The sequence below is a fragment of the Pseudomonas sp. dw_358 genome, from assembly GCF_018449655.1.
Lineage (GTDB): Bacteria > Pseudomonadota > Gammaproteobacteria > Pseudomonadales > Pseudomonadaceae > Aquipseudomonas.
Window position 1 is genome coordinate 36,909 of the sequence record NZ_JAAVUX010000014.1, and the last position, 22,595, is coordinate 59,503.

Annotated in this window: 17 protein-coding genes; 5 read left to right on the forward strand and 12 right to left on the reverse strand. The window is 64.0% G+C overall.

The window, feature by feature from the left end:
• Positions 1 to 44 precede the first annotated feature (44 nt).
• Positions 45 to 1,142 carry an extracellular solute-binding protein gene (locus HB675_RS18900; protein WP_213880328.1) on the forward strand — a complete coding sequence of 366 codons (1,098 nt, stop codon included), beginning with the start codon at positions 45 to 47 and terminating at the stop codon, positions 1,140 to 1,142.
• Here HB675_RS18900 and HB675_RS18905 read toward each other — a convergent pair.
• The 4 genes from HB675_RS18905 to HB675_RS18920 form a co-directional block, all read right to left on the reverse strand.
• The gene (locus tag HB675_RS18905) at positions 1,136 to 2,899 is read right to left on the reverse strand and encodes a helix-turn-helix domain-containing protein (protein WP_213880330.1); all 1,764 of its coding nucleotides are present in this window, start codon (positions 2,897 to 2,899) and stop codon (positions 1,136 to 1,138) included. The genes HB675_RS18900 and HB675_RS18905 overlap by 7 nt on opposite strands.
• Before the next feature lie 361 nt (positions 2,900 to 3,260).
• Positions 3,261 to 4,481 carry a cytochrome c gene (locus HB675_RS18910; protein ID WP_213880332.1) on the reverse strand — a complete coding sequence of 407 codons (1,221 nt, stop codon included), beginning with the start codon at positions 4,479 to 4,481 and terminating at the stop codon, positions 3,261 to 3,263.
• Entirely contained in the window at positions 4,478 to 6,682 is a 2,205-nt protein-coding gene (locus HB675_RS18915) for a molybdopterin cofactor-binding domain-containing protein (RefSeq protein ID WP_213880334.1), read from the reverse strand. Before HB675_RS18915 ends, HB675_RS18910 begins: the two co-directional genes overlap by 4 nt.
• 9 nt (positions 6,683 to 6,691) lie before the next feature.
• On the reverse strand, positions 6,692 to 7,144 hold the full coding sequence (locus tag HB675_RS18920) for a (2Fe-2S)-binding protein (RefSeq protein ID WP_213880336.1): 453 nt from the start codon (positions 7,142 to 7,144) through the stop codon (positions 6,692 to 6,694).
• Between the two features lie 347 nt (positions 7,145 to 7,491).
• On the opposite strand from HB675_RS18920, the gene HB675_RS18925 reads away from it, so the two are divergent.
• Genes HB675_RS18925 through HB675_RS18935 form a run of 3 tightly spaced genes read left to right on the forward strand, consistent with a single transcriptional unit; the run spans position 7,492 to position 10,346 of the window.
• Positions 7,492 to 8,421 carry an ABC transporter permease gene (locus HB675_RS18925; protein WP_213880338.1) on the forward strand — a complete coding sequence of 310 codons (930 nt, stop codon included), beginning with the start codon at positions 7,492 to 7,494 and terminating at the stop codon, positions 8,419 to 8,421.
• The gene (locus tag HB675_RS18930; protein ID WP_213880340.1) at positions 8,422 to 9,219 is read left to right on the forward strand and encodes an ABC transporter permease; all 798 of its coding nucleotides are present in this window, start codon (positions 8,422 to 8,424) and stop codon (positions 9,217 to 9,219) included. It abuts the gene before it with no gap.
• Positions 9,220 to 9,257: 38 nt separating this feature from the next.
• On the forward strand, positions 9,258 to 10,346 hold the full coding sequence (locus tag HB675_RS18935; RefSeq protein ID WP_213880342.1) for an ABC transporter ATP-binding protein: 1,089 nt from the start codon (positions 9,258 to 9,260) through the stop codon (positions 10,344 to 10,346).
• A gap of 45 nt (positions 10,347 to 10,391) precedes the next feature.
• Here HB675_RS18935 and HB675_RS18940 read toward each other — a convergent pair whose 3' ends face one another.
• From HB675_RS18940 to HB675_RS18950, 3 genes are all read right to left on the reverse strand, one after another.
• A complete protein-coding gene (locus HB675_RS18940) occupies positions 10,392 to 11,675 on the reverse strand; it encodes an FAD-binding oxidoreductase (RefSeq protein WP_218626602.1) in 1,284 nt (427 codons plus the stop codon).
• Positions 11,672 to 12,376: an HAD-IA family hydrolase gene (locus tag HB675_RS18945; protein WP_213880344.1), complete on the reverse strand. Its 705-nt coding sequence runs from the start codon at positions 12,374 to 12,376 to the stop codon at positions 11,672 to 11,674. Before HB675_RS18945 ends, HB675_RS18940 begins: the two co-directional genes overlap by 4 nt.
• Positions 12,377 to 12,516: 140 nt before the next feature.
• Positions 12,517 to 13,464, reverse strand: coding sequence for a LysR family transcriptional regulator (locus HB675_RS18950; protein ID WP_213880346.1), 948 nt, complete (start codon positions 13,462 to 13,464; stop codon positions 12,517 to 12,519).
• 106 nt (positions 13,465 to 13,570) lie between these two features.
• Here HB675_RS18950 and HB675_RS18955 point away from each other — a divergent pair, with 106 nt between their 5' ends.
• A complete protein-coding gene (locus tag HB675_RS18955) occupies positions 13,571 to 14,998 on the forward strand; it encodes an aldehyde dehydrogenase family protein (RefSeq protein WP_213880348.1) in 1,428 nt (475 codons plus the stop codon).
• 18 nt (positions 14,999 to 15,016) lie between these two features.
• Here the strand turns inward: HB675_RS18955 and HB675_RS18960 are convergent, their stop codons facing one another.
• The 5 genes from HB675_RS18960 to HB675_RS18980 form a co-directional block, all read right to left on the reverse strand.
• Positions 15,017 to 16,750: a GMC family oxidoreductase N-terminal domain-containing protein gene (locus tag HB675_RS18960; RefSeq protein ID WP_213880350.1), complete on the reverse strand. Its 1,734-nt coding sequence runs from the start codon at positions 16,748 to 16,750 to the stop codon at positions 15,017 to 15,019.
• Between the two features lie 15 nt (positions 16,751 to 16,765).
• Complete coding sequence (locus HB675_RS18965) at positions 16,766 to 17,815, reverse strand: ABC transporter substrate-binding protein (RefSeq protein WP_213880352.1); 1,050 nt, start codon at positions 17,813 to 17,815, stop codon at positions 16,766 to 16,768.
• Positions 17,816 to 18,926: 1,111 nt separating this feature from the next.
• Positions 18,927 to 19,892, reverse strand: a complete 966-nt coding sequence (locus HB675_RS18970) for a LysR family transcriptional regulator (protein ID WP_213880354.1) — start codon at positions 19,890 to 19,892, stop codon at positions 18,927 to 18,929.
• Between the two features lie 293 nt (positions 19,893 to 20,185).
• Positions 20,186 to 21,541, reverse strand: a complete 1,356-nt coding sequence (locus tag HB675_RS18975) for a carbohydrate porin (RefSeq protein WP_213880356.1) — start codon at positions 21,539 to 21,541, stop codon at positions 20,186 to 20,188.
• Between the two features lie 119 nt (positions 21,542 to 21,660).
• Positions 21,661 to 22,482, reverse strand: a complete 822-nt coding sequence (locus HB675_RS18980) for an IclR family transcriptional regulator (RefSeq protein WP_213880358.1) — start codon at positions 22,480 to 22,482, stop codon at positions 21,661 to 21,663.
• Between the last annotated feature and the right edge of the window lie 113 nt (positions 22,483 to 22,595).

The following is a 22,595-nucleotide window of genomic DNA, read 5'->3' on the forward strand; positions in this document are numbered from 1 at the left end:
TCCCTGCCCTCCCACAACGGCGCACTTTGACGAGGTTATTGAAGATGGTGATCAAGAAAAACACGCTGCTCTCGCTACCCCTGAAGTCAATGGTACTAGGGGCAACGTTGCTGACAGCGGGACTGGGCAACAGCACGGGGGCGGCCGCAGCGGACACTGAAATACGGGTGCTGAACTGGCGCGGATACGGCACCGACGAGAAATTCGCCACCGAAGCGTTCGAGAAACAGACCGGGATCAAGGTGGTCCATGACTACTACACCTCCGACCAGGAAATGCGCACCAAGATGGTCACCAACCCAGGTGCCTACGACATCGTCAACATCAATACTCAATTTGTGCCGAGCATCGAGGCCGCCGGCCTGTTGCAGAAGATCGACACCAGCAAGATTCCCAACTACGCCAGCATCACACCTGCCTTGCAAAAGCACCCCGATATCAGCGTCGGCGGCTCGCTCTATGCGGTGCCCTGGGCCTGGGGTATCAATTCCTACGCCTACAACACCGACAAGATCAAAGACAACCTGACCTCGATCAATGCCCTGTGGGACCCTAGATACAAGGGTCGCATCTCCATGCGTGACGATTCGATCTACGTCATCGGCCTGGCTGCGCTGGCCACCGGGCAGGACATCAACAACCCGGCCGACATGGGCGCGATCAAGACCAAGCTGCTGGGGCTCAAAGACCAGATCCGCAGCTTTTGGGGCTCGGAGGATGAGTGGCTCAAAGGCATGGCCGCCGGCACCTATGACATGGGCGCGATCTGGTCCGGTGGCGCGGCCCGCGCGGTACGGCGCTACAAGCTGCCGGTCAAGTTCGTGATCCCCACCGAGGGCGCGATTACCTGGGTGGATACCCTGACCATCCCCGCCACCGCCAAACACGCCGATGCCGCCGCCCAGTACATCAACTACATGCTCAGCAAGGAATTCTACGTGAAGTGGGACACCGAAGTGGGCGCGGCCATGTCGGCCAACCAGGCCGCCGTGGATGCGCTGCCCGCCGATGCTTTCAACCGAGCGGTGATGGGCACGCCGGAGGTGACCGCGCGGCTGCGCTTCATGAAGCCGATCAGCGACGAGACCCGTGCCCAGTACCTGGAACTGTGGCAGGAAGTGAAGACCGAGTTCATTCAGTAAAACGCCTGGCCCAACGGCGCGCTCGCTGGCGTCGGGTTCAGGACCCGGGCCAGACGGCAGGCCAGCTCCAGGGAAAAACGTTGGTCCGGGTTGCTGAAGTCGATATCGAACAGCTCACCGATGCGCGCCAGACGGTAGCGCAGCGTCGAGACATGGATGTCCAGGCGGTGGGCGGTTTCCTGAAAACGGCAGCCCGCTTCGCTGAAGGCCACGCAGGTTGCCAGCAGGTGGGTGTTGTGCTGACGGTCATAGGCCTGGATCGCGCCGATGGTGCTGGCGACGAATTGCGGCGCGGCTTCGGCGTCCAGCGCGGCGGCCAGAAAGGTGAAGGGGCCGAAGCTCTTGTCGTCCACCAGCCCTTCGCGGCCGAAGGTCACCGCCAGCCGTAACAACTGCTTGAGGCCCTTGATTGCCGGGCCATGGTGCTCGGCGCTCTCCAGCACCGCGCTGCGCGCCACGGACAAGACGCCCTGCCCCGACTCTTGCGCCAAGGACTGCGCCGTACCCAGCAGCCGGGCCAGCAAGCCGGGCGCCACACCGGCGCTGTCACAGGGTACGCGCAGCAGCAGGTCCTGGGACAGCTCGCAGAGGGTGGCGCCCGGTGCCTGGCTGAGCAGGCGCCGCTCCCAGTGCTCCAGGGGGGGCTGGGCACTGGCGGGCGGCCGCTTGATCAGCAACAACTGGGCGGGCCTGCGCAGGTTCACTTGGCACAGCCGCGCTTGCGCATGCAGGCCGGCAAGGCTGTCGGGGTCGGCTTTTTCCAGCGCTTCGAACAACCGCTTGAGTTCCCGACTGCGCTGGGTCAGCTCGACGTGGTTGCGCAGCAAGAGGGCCCCGGCGGCGCCCTTGACCTGCCGCAGCAGGCTGCGCTCCAGGGCCTCGCGCTCAGGCCGGGCGTCGAGCACCACCACGGCGCCGACCCACTGCGCACCGATGATCACTGGCTCGACCCGCACCCAGGTGTTGCCTGCATCGGGCAAGCGCACCAGCGCCGGCTCGTCCACTGCTCGCCAGCCTCCCGGCGCGATATGGCCCAGCAACAGCGCATCGAGGGCGTCGCCGGGATGGTTGTGATACACCTGTTCGGCCAAGGCATCGATGATTGCCACCCGCGTGTCGGCCTTGCCCCCGCTCAGGCTGGCCAGTTCGGCCAGGTTGGCGCCACGGAACACCTCATCCATCAGGTCAGTGCCCAGACGCGACAGCGCGTCGAGCTGCAGGCGTTGCCGCTGTTCCTGCTCATGAGCCAAGGCCCGTGCAATGGCACGGTTGGCCACCTGCACCAGACCGTGGGCCACGGCGAACTGCTCGTCGCTGGCACGCTGGCCATACTGACTTTGCAGCATCCACACCAGCGGACGGCCGCTGGCGTCGAGGCCCTCGAGCAGCATCACCACCCCCGACTGGAAGTCCTGGGCCACCGCCTCGGCCTGGTACATCGGGTATTGGGTGCACTGCTTCACATCCTCGAAGAACAGCACTTCACGGCTGGCCAGCACGGTGGTGCACGGGCTGGTGATCAGCGGCCAGCGGGTCGGCAGCAAATCGAATATCTGGCCGCGGTTGCCGGTCTCGGCCATCAACTCGACGAAGCCTCCAGCGTGGTCCACGGCGAGGATGCCGCTGATGGTCCACGGGGCAAACGCGCAAGCCAGCGCGGTGAGTTTCTTCAGCGTGGTGGCCAGGTCCTGGGGGCTGCTGAAGGCGTCGTAAGCGTCCAGCCATGGCGCATCGAGTGAGTTGACGGCGTGCTGCATCTGGACGACCTCCCGTGAACCGCCTGGGATATGGGCGGTTTTGTAGCGTGTACGCTTGAGTTGCCCTAATAGAGAGCAACCTATCGAGACGGTACACATTCAGCGCAGGGGCTGAAGGTGCGGATGACTGCAGTGTGTACACCGTTGTGGGCAAGGGCTGAGGGTCATTCGCGGGGAGGACAGTGCGGGTTTTGTGCCAAGTGGGAAGTTGGGGATTGCCGGGCTGAGATTCAGTGCCTGGCAGGGGCGCAGCGGCGCGGCAGGTCAGCCCCGGCCTGGAGAGCACTCTGCAGGTCGGGCTTGGTTGGGAGGGACTGGGGGGCCTGTGACGAAATCTCGACAAGAGCCCCCACCCCAAAGATCAATGCAACGCCAACCCCCGGCTCTTCTCCACATCCTGGGCTGTCACCCGACCACCCGACTGGCCAAACCGCGCCAGCAGATAATTACTCACCGCTGCCAGTTCCTGGTTGCTGTAGGCCTTGGCGAAGTCCGGCATGCGCTGGTCGCTGCGCACGGCATCATTGTGGCCGGCCAGGAGCACGCCGATGAGGTTGGTACCTTTCGGGTCGTTCAGGGTTTTCAGACCTGTGAGGGTGGCGATCGAGCTGTTGTTGCCCTGGCCGTCGGCGCGGTGGCAGGCGGCGCAGGCGTCGGTGTAGACCTTCTTGCCCAGGCCGTCGCCGGCTTCGGGCGCAGGGTCGTTGACCGCCACGCTGGGCCGAGCTACACCGGTGGCCCGTGCAGGGGTGCTTTTCAGGTACACCGCCATGGCTTGCAGATCTTCGGGGGTCATGAAGCGCAGGCTGTGCTCGATCACGTCGCTCATTGGCCCGCCCGCCATGCCGTAGCCCGGCGCTTCGCCGGTGGCGAAGTACTTGACCAAGGTCTCCTGCGGCCAGGCACCGACGCCGTACTGGGGATCGGAACTGATGTTGTAGGCGCGCCAGTTACCCAGCATCGTGCCGGCCAGCGACTGCTTGGCGTCCACCGCCTGGGCGAAGTTGCGCGGCGAGTGGCATTCGCCACAGTGCCCCGGCCCTTCCACCAGGTAAGCGCCGCGGTTCCACTCCTGCGACTGCTGGGGGTCGGCGACGAAACGCTGGTCGTCGAGGAAGATCTTGTTCCAGAACCACATGCCCCAGCGCTGATTGAAGGGGAAAGACAAGTCATTCTCCTTCGGCGCCTGCTTGACCGGCTGCAGGCTGAACAGATAGGCCTTGATGGCGAGAATATCTTCGCGCGGCATCTTGCTGTAGGAGGTGTAAGGGAACGCCGGGTAATAGTGCTTGCCGTCCTTGCCCACGCCCCGCTGCACCGCGCTGACAAACTCGTCGTCGCTCCAGTTGCCGATACCGGTGTCTTTGTCCGGCGTGATATTGGGCGAATACAGCGTGCCGAACGGCAGCTTGAATGCCAGGCCACCGGCAAACGGCTTGCCGCCGGGCACCACGTGGCAAGCCACGCAGTCCGCCGCGCGCGTCAGGTACTCGCCCTTGCTCAGAGTGCTGGTGTCATCGGCCAGGGCCGCATGGCTCAGGCTGGCGCCAAGCAGGGCCAAGGCGATCTTCAAGGGCTTCATGCCATGGCTCCTTGTACGGTGAAATAGCCCGAACGGCTCAACGGCAGGCGCCGCACCCGGGCCTGTGAGGCCGCATGCAACGCATTGACCAAGGCTGCCGCCACCGGCACCGCGCCGGTCTCGCCGACACCGCCGGGGGCTTCCAGGCTGTTGATCACATGCACTTGCACCGGCGGTGCATCGCTCATGCGGATCTGCCGGTACTGGTTGAAATTGCTCTGCATGACCTGGCCCTTTTCGATCAGCACTTCGTTGAACAGCGCTGCCGACAGGCCGAACAACGTGCCGCCTTCGATCTGCGAATGCACCGAAGTCGGGTTGGTGACAAACCCGCAGTCCAGCGCCGACACCAGCCGGTTGATGCGCAGGCCGTGCTCGCCCTGCATCTGCAATTCCACCACCGTGGCGATGTAGCTGCCGAACACATTGGCCACCGAGACACCGCGACCGGTGCCGGCCGGCAGGGGTTGATCCCAGCCGGATTTCTCGGCCACCAGCTTGAGCACCGCCTGGGCGCGCGGATGGGCCTTGAGCAGTTCCATGCGATAGGCCAGCGGGTCGGCCTTGGCGTTGTGGGCCAGCTCGTCGATAAAGCTCTCCAGCGCATAGGTCGCCCGCAGCGGCCCGACGCCGCGCCACCAGGAGACCGGAATCACCTTGGGCTCTTCGCGCACATACCGCACTTGCAGGTGGGGCAAGGCGTACATCGGTTCGATGGACGTCTCCACAGCGTCGGCATCGATGCCACTGGCCGGCAGCGCGCCGATGAACTGGGCGATCACCGAGGCCCCGACGATACGGTGGTCCCAGCCGATGGGGCGCAGGTCATCGTCCAATGCCGCGTTCATGCGGTCCACGTAATGCGGCCGGTAGCGGTCGTGGGTCATGTCCTCTTCGCGGCTCCAGATCAGCTTGATCGGGTACGCCACCTGGCGGGCGATGTCCACGGCCTGGAAGATGAAGTCCGACTCCAGGCGCCGGCCGAACGCGCCGCCGATCAACTGGTTATGGATGATCACCTGCTCGGGTTTGAGGCCGCTGATCTTCGCCGCCCCCGCCTGGGCGAACATCGGTGCCTGGGTGCCCACCCACAGCTCGCAGGCGTCCTTGCGCACGTGGGCCAGACAGGTCATGGGCTCCAGCGGCGAGTGGGACAGGAACGGCTGCTCGTACACCGCTTCAAAGCGGGTCTTGGCGCCGCCCAGGGCGGTCTCGATGTCGCCTTCGCGCTTGGCCACCACACCGTCGCGGTGGCTGGCATCCAGCAAGGCCTTGTCCAGCGCCAACGAATCACCCTCGGCATGCTCGCCCAGGTCCCACTCGATGCTCAGGGCCTTGAGGGCTTGCTGGCAGGCCCAGAAATGGGTAGCCGTTACCGCCACGGCGTTGCTCAGCTTGATCACGTCACGTACACCCGGCACTTGCCGCGCCGCACCTTCGTCGACGCTGCGCAGGGTCCCGCCGTAGACCGGGCAGGTCAGCGACGACGCAATCAACATGTCCGGCACGCGCAGGTCGATGGTGAAGCGGGCCTTGCCGTTGACCTTGTCCGGGGTGTCCAGGCGCTGGGTCGGCTTGCCCAGCAGCTTGAACGCCTCGATGGGCTTGAGCGGCACGTCGGTGGGCAGCGGCAAGGCGGCGGCGGCATCGACCAGCGTCCCGTAATCGGCCGTCTGACCGTTGGGGCCGTAGACCTTGCCTTGATCGGCATGGCACTGGCTGGGGGCGACTTTCCAGCGAATCGCCGCCGCCTGGATCAACACCATGCGTGCGCTGGCGCCGGCCTTGCGCAACGGCTCCCAGGTAAAGCGCGTCGAAGAGGAACCACCGGTCGCCTGGAATTGCAGCAACGAGTCGATGTACAGCGCGCTGGGCGGTGCCTCTTCGATGCTGACCTGGTGCATGCCGACTTCCAGTTCTTCAGCGACCATCATGGCGATGCCGGTCTGCACTCCCTGGCCCATTTCGATCTTCGGCGAGATCACCGTGACGTGGCCATCATGGCCGACCCGCACGAAGGCACCGAAGCCGGTGCCAGGGTCCACACCGCTCTGTGCCACGGCCACCGCATCGGCGGCAGCGCTATGGGGCACCAGCGGCGGTAACCAGGCGCTGATCAGCAAGCCACCGAGGGTGGTCGCGCCGCCTTTGAGCACACCGCGGCGCGACAGGGCGCGCGGTGTCGTATTGACTGTCGACATGGGTAATCCTCAGGCCTGGCTGATGCTTTTGATCGCGGCGCGGATGCGCGTGTAGGTGGCGCAGCGGCACAGGTTGCCGGACATGCCGTCGACAATCTGCTGGTCGTCGGCCGCCGGATGCGCCTCGAGCAAGGCCACCGCCGCCATGATCTGCCCGGACTGGCAGTAACCGCACTGCACCACTTCATGGGCCAGCCAGGCGCCCTGCACCGCCTGACCCACCGGCGTCTGGCCGACGGCTTCAATGGTGGTGATGCGATGACCGACCGCGCTGCTGACCGGCAGCACGCAGGAGCGCACCGCCTTGCCGTCCAGGTGCACGGTGCAGACACCGCATTGGGCGATGCCACAGCCGTATTTGGTGCCGGTCAAACCCAGCACGTCGCGTAATACCCACAGCAATGGCATGTCCTCGGGGACATCCACGGCCTGGTCCTGGCCGTTGATCGATAGTGTCTGCATGTCAGCCTCAAGCGTGAATCACGGGTAATCGCGGGCGTGGGTAGAAAGGTCGTCCCGCGAACAGCGGCCGTTCCGTACATGCAGAGCGGCCTTGGTATGGTTTGTAACTAGATGAAAATAGTGTAACGCAAGAATTCACTATCCAAATGAATAGTGTGCGCCGAGCGCCGTGTCACATCAGCGCAGGACATGCTGTACAGGCACCCGTATTCAACACAAAGCGCTTCGCCAGCCGCCATAACCGCCCGCTTGCTTCGCCGGCATCTGGGTAAAGTAGAACAGAGGGTCCCGCAGAGCGATCCCGGTCCATGCCTTGCAACCTGCCCATGCCCGGGAGAGAGCTGCACATGACATCGTTCGAGCACCGTGCGTCTCTGCAACTGGACGCCAGCAACCCGCGCCAGCCAGCCTCCCCGCAACAACGCGCGCTGGCCCGTGCCGAGCGCCAGGAGCATCTGTGGATGCTGGCCCTGCTGTTGCCGGCGCTGCTGGTGGTGACGGTGCTGTTGATCCTGCCGCTGTGCTGGCTGGCCTTCGAGTCGGTGCAGACCGAGCAGGGTTTTTCCCTGATCAACTACTTGCGCATATTCCAGGAAAGCATCTACTGGGACACCTTCGCTTTGACCTTCAAGATCAGCTTTCTGGTGACCGTGCTGTCCATCGTCCTCGGCTTCCCGGTGGCCTATGCCGCTTCGCGACTGCACGGTTTCATGGCCAATCTGATCCTGCTCTGTGTGATCCTGCCGTTCTGGACCAGCATCCTGGTGCGCTCCTACGCCTGGCTGGTGCTGCTGCAACGCCGTGGCCTGGTCAATCAGGCACTGATGAACCTGGGCCTCATCGACCAGCCCCTGAACATGATGCACAACGTCACCGGCACCGTGATCGGCACCCTGCACGTAATGCTGCCGTTCATGGTGCTGCCGCTTTACGCGGTGATGAAGAAGATCCCCCAAGACCTGCTGCAAGCGTCCGACAGCCTCGGTGCAACGCCCTTCTATACCCTGCGCCGGGTATTTCTGCCCATGGCCGCGCCGGGGATCATGGCCGGTTCCATTCTGGTCTTCGTCATCTGCCTGGGCTTTTTCATCACCCCGGAGCTGCTCGGTGGCGGGCGCACGATCCTGGTATCCATGCTGGTGCAGCGCAACGTCGAACTGTACCAGGCCTGGGGCGCGGCCAGTGCGGTCGGGTTGGTCCTGCTGTTGGTGGTGTTCCTGATTTTCTGGGGTATCAACCGTTTCATCCCCATCGAACGCATCCTGGGAGCACGCTGAATGAACCTGCTGGCACATCTGCAACGGATCCGCCTGTCACGCGTGCTGTTCAGCCTGTTAGTGGCGGCCATCCTCTTGTACCTGATCATCCCGGTGTTGATCGTGGTGCCCATGTCGTTTTCCGAGGCGCGTTTTCTGCAGTTTCCGCCCCAGCACTGGTCGCTGCAGTGGTACCAGGCGTTTTTCCACAGCGCGCAATGGCTGTCGGCGGCGCGGGTCAGCCTGATCACGGCGTTCTGCACCATGGCCATCAGCCTGCCCATTGGCATGGCGGCGGCCTACGCCATCAATGCCTCGAGCCTGAAGGCGGTGCGCACCCTGCAATTGGTGCTGCTGCTGCCGATGATGGTGCCGATCATCCTGATCGCTGCGGGGGTATTCTTTGTCTATGCCCGGGTCGGTCTGGTCAGCACCCTGACCGGGCTGGTGCTCGCTCACATCATGCTGGCCCTGCCCTACGTGATCATCGCGTTGCTGGCGGGGCTGCGTAACTTCGACATGTCCCAGGAGATGGTTGCCCGCAGCCTGGGCATGAACCGCTTTCGTGCCTTCATGGCGGTGACCTTGCCGCAGATCAAACCGAGCCTGGTATCGGCCACGCTGTTTGCCTTCATCACCTCGCTGGATGAAACCGTGGTGGCGCTGTTCATTTCCGGCGGCGACAACCAGACCCTGACCAAGCGCATGTTCACCGCGCTGCGTGATGAAATCGACCCGACCATTGCCGCCATCAGTTCGATGCTGATTCTTGCGTCACTGGTGCTGGTGGTGGTTGCCGGGCGCTACAAACAATCGTAAGGGCTTGCGCCCTCTCCCTCAGCCCGCAAGGACCCACCATGAAGTTCACTGAAGGCTTTGAATCGGTCAGTATCAATCAGGTGTGCAAGCACTACGGCAACCTCAAGGCCCTGAACAATGTCGACCTCAAGGTGCAGGCTGGCGAATTCATGTCCCTGCTCGGGCCCTCGGGCTCGGGCAAGACCACACTCTTGAGCATCCTCGGCGGGTTCATCCGGGTCAGTTCCGGGAATATTTTTTTCGGTGAGCGCGACGTCACCCTGATGCCGCCGCACAAGCGCGATATCGGCGTGGTGTTCCAGAATTACGCGCTGTTTCCGCACATGAGCGTCGGCGACAACGTGGCTTTCCCCCTGCGCGCCCGCGGCGAGAGTGCCGCCAAGAGGCGCGAACGGGTAAAGAACGCACTGGCCACCGTGGAGCTGTCCGGTTATGAGGATCGCAACATTGCCGCGCTTTCCGGCGGCCAGCGTCAGCGCGTGGCCTTGGCCCGGGCGATCGTCTTCGAACCGAAATTGATCCTGATGGACGAACCGCTCTCGGCCCTGGACAAGCAGCTGCGTGAAGTGATGCAGATCGAGCTGCGCGCGCTGCACAAGCGCCTGGGCGCGACCATGATCTACGTGACCCATGACCAGCGCGAAGCCCTGACCATGAGCGACCGGATCGCGATCATGCGCGGCGGCCAATTGGTACAGGTCGACACCCCGCGCCGCTTGCACGACCACCCCGCCGATGATTTCGTCGCCAGCTTCATTGGCGAAAGCACGCTGGTGGCCTTGCAACGCAGTGCCGACAACGGCTTGACCCTGGGCAATACGGTGCTGCGCACGACCCGCCCGGTGCCCGCCCGCGGTGATGTATTCCTTGCCCTGCAAGCGGAGAAGCTGCTGCTGGACAACGCCAGCGCCGGCCCGGAATGGAACCGCCTGCGTGGGCGGGTCAGCGATATTGTCTTTCAGGGTGAAAGCCTGAAAGTGTTCGTCGACCTGGAGAACGGCCCCACCGTCAGCCTGCGCCAGCCAAGCCACCATGAAGGCAACCTCAGCCTGCCACCGATCGGCTCGCCGCTGTTGATGCGCCTGCACCCGGAAGACACGATCGTCGTGGCGCGGACGGGCCAGTGATGCCAAGGGCATCCCCCTGATGCCGGGGCTTGCCGTTGATCCAGCCTAACGCCCGATGGCGTCGAGAAACTGCTGCCAGCCTGCTGCCAGGCGCACACCCGGCGCCCGCAGCGCGTGCAGGGGAATCGGCTTGAAGCGTTCGCCGGCGAGCAAGCCGAGCTTGACCGGCTGACCGGCCGTCATGGTTGCCAGTTGCCGACCCATCCAGGTCGACATCGCGACCCCGCCGCCGTTGTAGCCGATGGCGTAGAAGCTGCGTTCATCCAACTGCCCGGCATGGGGCAGGTAATCCAGGGTCATGGCCACCAGCCCCGACCAGCGATAGTCGATACGGGTCTCGCGCAGACTGGGAAAGACGACGCCCATACTGCGCTGCAACGCCTCGAAGGCGCGGGCCGAGTCGTCTTGGCCAAAGGCGCCGCGCCCCCCGAAAATCAGCCGATCCCCTACCACCCGAAACCAGCGCAGCATGCGCTTGGTGTCGCCGCAGACCTGGCCGCCTGGCATGATCGTGGCCAGCGTCGCCGCCGACAGCGGCTCGGTGGCGATGATCGCACTGCGAAAGGGAATCAGGCGCCGATGCAAGGTGTCGGTCACGCGGGTCTGGTCGCTATAGCCGTTGGTGGCGTAGATCACCTGCTGCGCGCTGATGCGCCCGCCCGCGGTTTGCACGATGACCCGCCCGCCTTCATGGCGGACCTGCTCGGCGGGGCTGTCGACGAAGATATCCACCCCACGTTCCACCAGCGATCGGGCCATGCCACGGGCATAGTCGAGCGGATGAATGCCGCCCGCTTTCGGGGTCAGCAAGCCCCCGGCATACAGACGGGAGCCGGTCATCTCCCGGATCTCCCCCGCCGAGATCATCGTCGACGAAGCCGCCCCGGTCTCGCGCCTGATCCAGTCGGCCGTCGCCTCCAGGCCGAGCAGCGCATGGGCATTGTGCGCAGCAGCGATGTGGCCACCCATGTGCAGCCTGGCCTCGCCCAGACCCAAGGTCTCGATCATCTGCACCAGGCTGTCCACCGCGTCGTAGCCGGTGCGGTACATCTGCAATGCGGTGTCGCGGCCGAAGCGGGCCATGAGCGTGGGGAAGCCCACACGAAACTTGGGCGACACCACCCCGCCGTTGCGCCCGCTGGCGCCCCAGGCCAGGCTGTTGGCCTCGACGATCAGCGCCTGCCGGCCGCTCTGGGCGATGTGGTGAGCGGCCGACAGGCCTGTGTAACCGCCGCCGATGATGACCACGTCACATTGGCGCTCACCCTCAAGTGCATACAGCGCGGGTGCCGGCCGCGCGGTGGCTGCCCACAGGCTCTGCACCGTCATGCCAGTTCTTTGTCCACGGCGTCGGCCAGTTGCACCAGCGAGGTGAAATGGTAATGCGGCTCGGTGCGCTCGGATTCCAGCGTGCCGCCGGTGCCTTTCTGCGCGAAGCGCCGCTCGATCCAGCAGGTCTGGTAACCCAGGCGCATGGCGACGCCAATGTCGTGGTATTGGCTCTGGGCCACATGCAGGATCTCTTCCATGACAATGCCGTGAGTGGCCAATACGCCACGGGCATAGGCAAAGAACTGCGGGTCGGGCTTCTCGAAGCGCACATCGTCAACGGTGACCCGCACATCGAACGGCTGGTCGAGGGTTTCGGCCATGTGATTCAAGGCCCAAATCTGCGAGTTGGTGGTGGCCACCAGCTTGAAATGCTTGCGCAGGCGCTTGAGGGCTGCGATGGAATCCGGGAAGGCCGGAAAATTTTTTACCGCCAGGGCCAGACCCCGCGCGGCCTGGTCGTTATCCGCCAGTCCGAGTTTGGCCGCCATGAGGTGGTAGCAACGCTCGAGGTCATCCGGCCACCAACCCGAATCGGTGGACGCCCGGGCTTCCCGGTAGGCCCTGAGGATGTCGTCGTCCGTACAGGCCTTCCCGGCCTCACCGGCCACGGCCCGGACATGGGCGAGGATGCCGGCCTCGAAATCGATCAAGGTGCCGACCACGTCGAACGTCAGGGCTTTGAACTGCTTGAAAGACATAGGGCGCTCCGCAGGAAAATAGAGGCAACAGGCTGTATGGGCCCTGTCATTATCAGCCACTGCCATCGCCAGATATTCTGTTTTCTCCCGGCCTCGTAGCATAACCTGCTGTTTTGTTACCTGCTCTCGACGCACACCGTTCAACGGCCCTGATCGCGGGTGGCAGCCAGGCCCAGATGGGGGTACATCGCGTCGATGCCCAGCAGCTCCTCGTGCATTTCCTCGATGATCCAGTCGCGAATCTGCTCGACGATCGGCCGGGCCGGACGGTGGCCCGGCACCACCAGGCAGCACTGGCGCCCGTGCACCTTCAGTGCATCCGCCGCCGGCACCAGTTCGCCCTTGCGCAAGGAGTTGGAGACCACGTTCAACCAGCCCAGCGCCATGCCCTGGCCCAGCAGTGCGGCCTGCACCACCACCGCATAATCGGAGAACACCAGGCTGTTTTCCGCGCGCCCGCCGGCCTCTAACGCGGCAGCCCAGCCCCGGTCCTGGGTGTCCATGCTGATCAGCGTCAACGGCCGTTTCTGCGGGTTATCGCGGGCCACCGAGGCCAGGTAAGCGGGCGTGCACACCGGCAGCGTCATCTCCGGCATCACCCGATAATCCGCAGCCTGCAGGCTGCCAGGCTCGAGATAGCGCATGCCCAGATCGACATCCACCAAGGGCCCGCCGATCTTGCCGGACATCAGTTGATAGCGCATGTCGACCGTGGGAAAGCGCTGGCTGAAACGGCTCATGCGCGGCATCAGCCAATGGGTGGTGAAGGCCGTGGACACCGACAGGGTCACGGTCTCGATGCCGGTGGCACGGGCCTCGATTTCACTGATGGCCGACTCGATGGTGCTGAAGCCTTCCTGCACACGGCGGTACAGAAGGCTGCCGCTTTCGGTAAGCCTGGCGCCGCCGCGCACCCGCTCGAACAGCTGCACGCCAAGGTGTTCTTCCAGCCGCGATAGCATGCGGCTGACCGCCGGTTGACTGACACACAGTTCGTCGGCCGCACGGGTGAAACTGCCACAGCGGGCGGCGGCCTCGAAGACGAACAAGGAACTGGAGCTAGGGAGCTTTCTACGAAGATTGGTCATGACCTGAGCTTATGCCTAACCCAAGAATTAGTACATTGTCCGTCGGAAAAAAAACCACCTATGCTGGCGAGCGTCTGTCCCTGTTCAACCGAGGCCGTTCCCGACTATGCACACCCCACAGCAGTTCTACATCGACGGTCGCTGGGTCGAGCCCCACAGCCACGCCCGCCTGCCGGTGATCAACCCGGCCACCGAGCAGCCCTTCTGCGAAATTGCCCTGGCCGACTTGACTGATGTCGAGGCCGCCGTCAGCGCTGCCCGCCGTGCCTTCCCGACCTTTGCCAGCACCTCGCCCGCCGAGCGCCGGCAATTGCTGACGCGTATTCTTGAATGCTTCATGGCCCGTTACGATGCGATCGCAGAGGCCATCGAGCAGGAGCTCGGTGCTCCACGGGCGCTGGCCCGCGATTGGCAGGCGGGGATCGGCCAGCGGCATCTGGAGCAGCTGCTGCGCACCCTCGACACCTTCGAATTCGAAAAAACCCGAGGTTCGACCCGAGTGGTGCAGGAGCCCGTCGGCGTGGTCGCGCTGATCACCCCTTGGAACTGGCCGATCAACCAGATCGTCTGCAAGGTCGCCCCAGCCTTGGCGGCCGGCTGCACCATGGTGCTCAAGCCCAGTGAAATCGCCCCGATCAATGCGCTGCTGTTCGCCCAAGTGATGCACGATGCCGGTGTGCCGCCAGGGGTCTTCAACTTGATCAACGGCGACGGCCCGACGGTGGGTGCCGCCTTGGCCGCCCATCCCCAGGTCGACATGGTTTCGTTTACCGGCTCGACCCGTGCCGGCATCGAGGTCGCCCGACTGGCGGCGCCAACGGTCAAACGCGTGCATCAGGAATTGGGCGGCAAATCGGCGAACATCTTGCTCGATGACGTGGACCTGGAAGCGGCCGTGACCAGCGGCGTCAACGCCTGCTTCGGTAACAGCGGCCAATCGTGCAACGCCCCGACCCGCATGCTGGTGCCCGCTGCGCTGCATGATCAGGCCGTGGCCATCGCCCGGCGCGCCGCCCTGGCTCATCGCCTGGGCGCACCGGACGAGGGGAACACCACCTTGGGCCCGGTGATCAGTCAGCGCCAGTTCGACGCCATTCAACGGATGATCGGCCTGGGCGTAGAACAAGGCGCCGAGCTGGTCTGCGGTGGCCCTGGTCGGCCGGATCATCTGCCCGTGGGCTACTACGTCCAGCCGACGATCTTTGCCGGTGTGACCCAAGACATGACCATCGCCCGGGAAGAAATCTTCGGCCCAGTGCTGGTCGTCCAGGCTTACGAGACCGTGGAGCAAGCCGTGACCATGGCCAACGACAGCCCGTTCGGCCTGGCCGCCTACGTACAGTCCGCCGACATCGAACGCGCCCGGCAGGTGGCGCTGCAGCTGCGCGCGGGCAGCGTCTACCTCAATTACCCAAGCTGGGACGCTGGTGCGCCGTTCGGTGGCTACAAGCAGTCGGGCAACGGCCGGGAATACGGTGAATGGGGCCTGGAGGCGTTCCTGGAAACCAAGGGCATCGTCGGCTGGGGGCAGTAAGCGCTCCCACCCGGGCGCCTACAGCGCCTGGGCCGCTTCGCCTTGGAGCTGCATGCGCCCGGCCTCGGTCTGGATCATGTCGGCAATCCGCTCGGCCATCATCAGGGTCGGGATGTTGGTGTTGGCGCACGGGATCGACGGCATCAGCGAGGCGTCGCAGACTCGCAGCCCTTGCACGCCAATCACCGTGCCGTCACTGAGGGTCACCGCCAGCGGGTCGTCTGCGCGGCCCATCCGGCAGGTACCGGACGGGTGCCAGGTGCCGCCGACGTTACGCTGTACGAACGCCGTCAGGGCCTGGTCATCGGCCAGCAGGCGGCGCAAGGTGACCCCTTGGGTGACCAGCCCGTGCACCAGCCAGCCCCGCAGTGGCCCGGCGATGTCCAGCAACAGGCTCAAAGCGCCGCGTTGCAAGGCGTTGAACAGGCCCGGCATCGCCACCTTGGCCACCCGGGGAGAATAACTGGAGGGGAACACCACACTGCGCTGGTCGGCCAAGGCCGGCGCCGACAGGGTCTGTGCACCAAAGCGCAGCGCCAGCTTCAGGCGCGCCAGGTCACGGGGGTCACTGAGCATGTTGAACTGCACCCTGGGCTCATCCCGAGGATCCCGGGAGGCCAGCTGCACGCGGCCACGGGAATAGGATTTGTTGACCCAGAAAAAGATCGAGCCCAGTCGATAGCCCAGCGAGTGCCAGCCGGAGCGCGACAGGATCGCGCCGTGCATGTCGCACGGTACGGTGCCGGCCAGCCCCGACGAGAAGCGCACGATGGACTGCTCATGGTGCTCGTCGGGAAAAGCGGTACGGCCCTTGCGAGTCAACAAGGCCGACACGGCAATCGACGGATGCTCCATCAAGTTGCCACCCACTCCCGGACGATCGGCCACCGGGTCGATGCCCAACGCGGCCAGGTCGGCCGCCGGACCGATGCCGCTGCGCAACAGCAATGCCGGGCTGTGGATCGCCCCGGCGCAGACGATCACCTGCCTGGCCTGTACAGCCTGGGCCGCACCGTCCAAATCCATGAACACGGCACCGACAGCACGACCGGCCTCGAACACGACGCGGTCTACAAGGCAATCGGTCAGCACGGTCAGATTGGGCCGGCGGCGCACGGCGTCGGTCAGGTAGCTGACCGAGGTGGGCATGCGCTCACCTCGCTCACTGACGCCCAGGGCGCCGACATACACGCCTTCTTCCCACGGGCCGTTCTGGTCCGGTTTGGTGGCCAGGCCGCTGGCCCCCAGCACCTTCATCACCGCCGTGACAAAAGGCGACAACCGCTGCGCCGGCGTGCGTCGGACCCGCACCGGGCCGGCATTGCCATGTAACCGGGCATGCTCCGGGCCGGGAAAATCCACGTCGTTTTCCAGCGCGCGAAAATACGGCAGGCAACTTTGCCAGTTCCAGCCCTCGGCCCCCAGCGCCTGCCATTCGTCGTAGTCGGCCGGGGCGCCGCGGTTGGTCATCAGCGCGTTGATGGCCGAGCCGCCTCCGAGAATTCGTGCCTGCTCGTAGCGCCGGGTGACCTTGGCGCTCTGCCCCATGGACGCGGTCAGCCGCTGCCAGAGATTGTTGACGTCGAGGTAGGCGCGCCCGGGGTAACGACTGCGAATCGCATCCGGCATGCGCTGGGCCGAGATGTCCCGGCCGGCTTCGATCAGGCACACCTGCTTGAGAGGGTCTTGCGAGAGCCGGGCGGCAAGCACACAGCCGGCCGACCCGCCACCCAGAATCAGATAATCGAACATCTCGACGCTCCCGTTTTACTGGATGAACTTGAGCCAGCGGTCCTTGGCCGCAATTCCCTGGGCCGACGCCCACCACTCCTCGGACATCAACGCCTGACGGGCCGCATTGTCGGGCGAGCTGGGCAGTTCCTTGGCCCGTTCGGCGGAGATTTTCCCGGTGCTGAAGGCGGCCGGGTTGCCGGGGCCGTAGTCGATGTACTGGGGCAGGTTGGCTTGCAGTGCCGGCGATACCGCTTCGTTGACGAATTTGACCGCCGCAGCGTAGTTGGGCGCGTTCTTCAGGATGCACAGCTGGGTGTTCTGCAGCAGGCCATCGTTGTAGGTGAACGCCACATCCGGGTTGGTCTTCTGCACGGCACTGGCGCGACCGTTCCAGATCATCAACATGTCCACCTCACCGTCCGCCAACAACTGCGCCGACTGGCCACCCGAGGTCCACCACACGGCGATGTCCGGCTTGATCTGCTCCAGGCGCTTGTAGGCGCGGTCGACGTCCAGCGGGTAAAGCTTGTCCCGGGGCACGCCATCGGACAACAGGGCCGCCTCCAGCGTGCCCATGGGATCGTTGCGCAAGGCACGGGTGCCGGGGAAGTCCTTGACGTCCCAGAACTGGGCCCAGGTCTGGGGGACCTTTTTCAGGCTCTTCTTGTTGTAGCCGATGACCGAGGAATAGAACTCGTAGGCCACTGAGTATTGGGTGCGGTAGGCAGCCGGCATGGCCTGCACATTGGGCATCTTGCTCAGGTCCAGCGGTTCGATCAGCCCTTCTTTGCCGCCGCGCAGGCAGTTGGAGGGCGGGGTGTCCACCACATCCCAGATCGGTTTCCCGGCCTCGCCCTGGGCCTTGACCATGGGGTAGGCGTCCGGTGCGCTGTCCTGCTTGATGGTCATGTTCAGGCTCTTCGCCGCCGGGTCGAGAATGGCTTTGGTCTGGGCATCCTGGTAGGAACCGCCCTGGGAGACGAAGGTGATTTCCTCGGCTGCTGCCGGCATCGCGCAGGCGATCGAAAGACTCAACAGGGACAATACAGAGCCCAATACGGTAGCGGCCGACACGGTTTTCATGGCAAGTCATCCTGGCGATAGATTGATTCGGCAGCCGTGGAAACCTTAAAAAAAACGCCCTGCGGACACTGCGGTGCTCGGTTTTGATCTTTGAGTTAAGTCGAGCGGGCGGGGTTGACGTTACAAGAGCGGGCGGCGCAAGGGCAAGGCATCAATAGTCAGGTCGGGGATGATCTGGGGTTATAGCAGCTTGCCGGGGAGGTTGATCCTGTGCGGGGTTGGCATAGCTTGAAGGTATTGGTTTGGGCTTGTCACGGGATCTGAGCGTTTTACTCGTTGCCACTTGAAGATCGTCGCAGTGGCCTGAATTTCAGTGAGCTGATCCATTTTGCGTGGGGGTGCACAATCACCTTTTCGCCCTTGCGGCGACTCCCTTTTTGGAAGTCAGGAGTACCGGCTCAGCTAAAAGGGAGCAAAAGGTCTCCGCTCCCGCATTGGCCCTGGGGACGCGGCGGTGCTGTTGCTGTTGCTGGTGCTGTTGCTGTTAGCTTTTGATCTGCTCTTGATCTTGACTGTCCGCGCCCTCAGCAGGCCGACTGGAGCAGCGCGGGAGTGGGGGGAGCGAGGCAGGAAGCCGAGCTAGCGCTGTAGGCCATGGATGGCCGTACAGCGCGACCCCCACGGAGCGATGCGCAAGGAGGGAACCCGTAGCGCAGCGGAGGGTTCCCTCACTCCACAGCGCTCCGTGGGGTCGCGCCGTACGGCCATCCATGGCCTACGGCGCTAGCTCGGCTTCCTGCCTCGCTCCCCCACTCCCGCGCTGTTCCGTTCGGCCTGCTGAGGGCGCGGACAATCAAGATCAAAAGCCAGATCAACAGCCGGATCAACGGCCGGATCAACGGCCGGATCAACGGCCAGATCAACGGCCAGATCAACGGCCAGATCAACGGCCAGATCAACAGCGGATCGTGGCTAGCGCTTTTAGGCCATGGATGGCCGTACAGCGCGACCCCTACGGAGCGATGCGCAAGGAGGGTACCCGCGCGCAACGTAGGGCCAATGCGGGTGCGGAGGCCTTTTGCCTCCTTTTGGCTGGGCCGGCACTCCGGTCTTTCCAAAAGGGAGTCGCTGTAAAAGCGGCAGCATGCAGGTCGCCAGCCCGCGCTTGAGCTCAAGCCATTTCATGATGGGCAATGACCCTCGGGCGCGCAGGCTCAGCCAAGGCTTGCAAGCCAGTGGCCAAGGACCTGGGCAACTTCAGGGCCAGAAACGACAGCCAGCTGCGCAGGCAGACATCGGCGCGAGAGGACACGCGGCAGCAGGCATGCAAGCCCCTGGCGTCGAGGTGGTAGCGCGGGAGCACCCGGACCAGGCGCTGGTCTTGCAGGTACTCGGCCGCCACGAAGGCCGGCACGCTGCCGATCCCCAGCCCCGAGCACAGTGCATCGACAATCGCTTCTCGACTGTTGACATGAAAGGCTGCGGGCGGCACGTAGACGTTCACCGGCCCGTAGGGCCCTTGGAACGCCCACACGTCATCGGGGTTGGCCGGCTCGTCCAGAGGGCTGAGGCATTGATGGCGCACCAGATCTTCCGGCACCGTCGGCAGGCCGTGGCGAGATAGATACTCGGGCGAGGCACAGAGCACGTTGTAGATGGCCCCGACATTCTGCTGGATCAGCCGGGTGTCGCTGCTGGGCCGTTGGGTGAACACCACATCGAACTCACTTTCGGCCACATTGGGCAACGGGTGGTCAAGGGTCACGTCGAACGTCACCTGGGGGTGGCTGTCACGGTATTGGGCAATCAGCGGAATCAGGTGGCGCTTGCCGAAGTCGCTGCCGGCATGGACCCGCAGGTGCCCTTCGGGTTGCACGTTGCTGTCGACGACGGCGTTGATGGCCTCATCGGCACCGCGAATCACAGCCACGCAATGGTGCAAAAAAGTCTCGCCGACCGAGGTCATCCGCAAGGCATTGGCGGTGCGGGTCAACAAGACACAGTTAAGGTGCTTCTCCAACCGGGCAATGTGGCGGGTGACGCTGGCCGGGGTCAGCTCCAACTCACGCGCGGCAGCGTCGAGATTGCCTGAGGCAGCGACGTGCGAAAAAATTCGCATATGGGTCAGCAGGTCCATGCGCTCTCCTTTGTCCATCGGGAATGAATAACACCGCAGCACGCGTGCTGTGATGATTGATTGCATTCACTTTATCAAAGGGTCAAGGCGGCGCGTCATGGTTAGGGTCAATACTCGGTATTGGTGTTTTGCGGATGAAACTTTTGCCAGAAATCGACCCATGAAAGCCGTTGGCAGGGCTCGAAAACCCCGCACGGCTCCCTGATCCGTATGGACCGGCGCCGGGTCCCGTGACCCGGCAACCGAGTAAACGTGGCACGCAGGCCCTGCTCGCTCGGTGTGCAGGCGATCGTTTAAAACGTCGACTGAAACTGCAACCCCGCCACCACCGCATTCTGCACTTCCCGCACCCCGCCCGGGTGGGCGATGTACTGCAAGTTTGGGCGGATGTTCAGCCATTGGGTGGCCTGGATGCCGTAATTGAGCTCGATGTCGTACTCGCTGTGCTGCTCTGGCACATAGTCCGCGTCATCATAGCTCAGGCCGTCGTCGGCATTGGCCGCACGGGCGTTGCGCAAGTATTGCTTGCTGGCGTGCAGGCGGGCCACGGCCAGGCCGAGGGTATCTGTGGGACGAGCGTCGAACGGGCCTTTGTAGACCAACGCGAGTTTCTGGAAGCTGTCCACTTCGGTGGTCGCCGCATCAAAGCCACTGATGTTGGCGTACAGGGTCAAGCCACGGGAGGCATCGCCATTGACCGTAGTCAGTTGCTGTTTGCCGATCAGCCACCAGCCATGCTGGCTGTCGTCGCGACGGTAATCGTTGCCGGTGACGGCGGCCGGTTGATTGTCGGCGTCCTTGTACAAATCATCGGCCTTGGCCGTGCTGTAGTAGTAGCCGACACGGTATTCGCCGGGAAGCTTGCCCAGGGTTGGCGACCACACCAGTTCCACCGGGATGAGCGCGCCCTGGGTGCCGGCGCCGTTGAGCTTGAAGCCGTTGTTGTTGTCGCCGTAGCGGTCGTTGACGTCGAACACGCCCAGCTGCGCGTACAACTCGTCACTGAGCGTGTACTTGATCCGCGCGCCCCAGGTGCTGACCGGGCCCTGGGTGACGCTGCCTACGTAGTTGCCCGGCTGGGAGCCGCAGAACGCCAGGTTTTCGAACAGGCAGTCTTCGACGGCAAAGTCGTCGCCGTAGGAAAATCGACCGCCCTTGATGTTCAGTGCGCCGTCGAAGAAACCTTTGCTGATCCACAACTCGGCCAAGCGGGTGATGCTGCCGTTGCCGGAAATCTCCTGGGCCGCCGACAGGCTGCCGGCGCGCGGGTCACTGATGCGGTCGTCGTTGAGGCTGTCGCCGTTGGTGTTGGACAGCTGGATCATGGCCTGGGCGTTCTGCCAGCCGAACAGCTTCTGCAGGTCGATGGCGGCGCCCAGGGTGAATTGGTCGGCGTAGCGCGTGGCGTGGCTTTTGTCATACCCGCCATGGCGGTTGCTGGCCACCTCACCCAGGTAGGTGGACTGGATGTCGATACCCTTGTTGGCGAGGTCCGTGCGCAGGCCGCCCCAGTCGCCGGTCATGGTCGGCGAATCCACGGCAAAGGCGTCGTCGGCCTGCGCGGCAGGAGACAGCGTGCAAACCGCCAGGAGGGCCAGGGACAGCGAGTGTTGGCGCAGGCGCGGGTGAAACGGGGTGTAGGCAGGCATGGGGAAGTCCATTTGAGGGGGCGGAACTCGACGGGCGTGGATAGCCCGTTCTTTGAGCAGAAAAAATGTGGATGCGAATCTAACGTATTATTTAATAAGCCGGGATGAACGATTGCTCATCAACTTCCTCCAGACGATGGCGTGCCGAACGCCTGGGACGGGTAGCGCAGTGTCGGGTCGAACGGATTGATCTGCGGCCCGATGGCCGCCGCCTCGCGCTTGAGCATCGCCACCACCGTGGGCAGACGGTCCGGCCCTAGACGATCGCTCAAGGTAGCCACGCTCAACGCCGCCACCGCGTGGCCGTTGCGGTCGAGGATCGGCACCGCCAGCCCGGCCATGCCCGGCAGCACATTGGTGTTGCGCCCGGCGTAGCCCAGCTCGCGCACCGAGTCGATCTCGGCGCGCAGGAACACTTCGTCGTACAGGTGAATATCCTGCAGCCGCGGCAAGTTATAGCGGATCACGGTCTCGCGCTCTTCGAAGGGCAGGAACGCCAGGATCGCCAGACTGCCCTGCCCCACGCCGAGGGCCACGCGGCCGCCGATGTCGCCGGTAAAGGTGCGAATGGGGTATGGGCCTTCGCTGCGATCCAGGCAGATGGCATCGAAGCCGCTGCGCGCCAGCAGAAACAGCGAGTCCCCCAACGACGCCGACAGCCGCAGCAGGCTGGGGCGTACCAGTTCGCGCAAATTGCCAGTGTGTCCGGCGCGAGCCGCCAGGGCAAAAAAAGCCAGGCTCAGGCGATAGCGTTTGCTGCGCGCATCCTGCTCCACCATGCCCTCCTCCACCAGGCTGCGCAGCAGACGATGGGTCGTGGGCTGGGACAAACCGACGGCCAAGGCCAGCTGCGTGACCTTTTCGCCGCCTTCGGGAACCTCCCCCAGGCTTCGCAACAGGGCAAACAGGCGGGAGACACTGCCAGGTCCGGGTATTGTCATATTAAGATTCCGTTATTTGGTGTTTTATGAGATTTTTTCTAATAGGGATTTCATTCAATGGAATTATATTAAAATAAATACCTTTCAGTGAAATAATGGGTTGAGGCCATCCT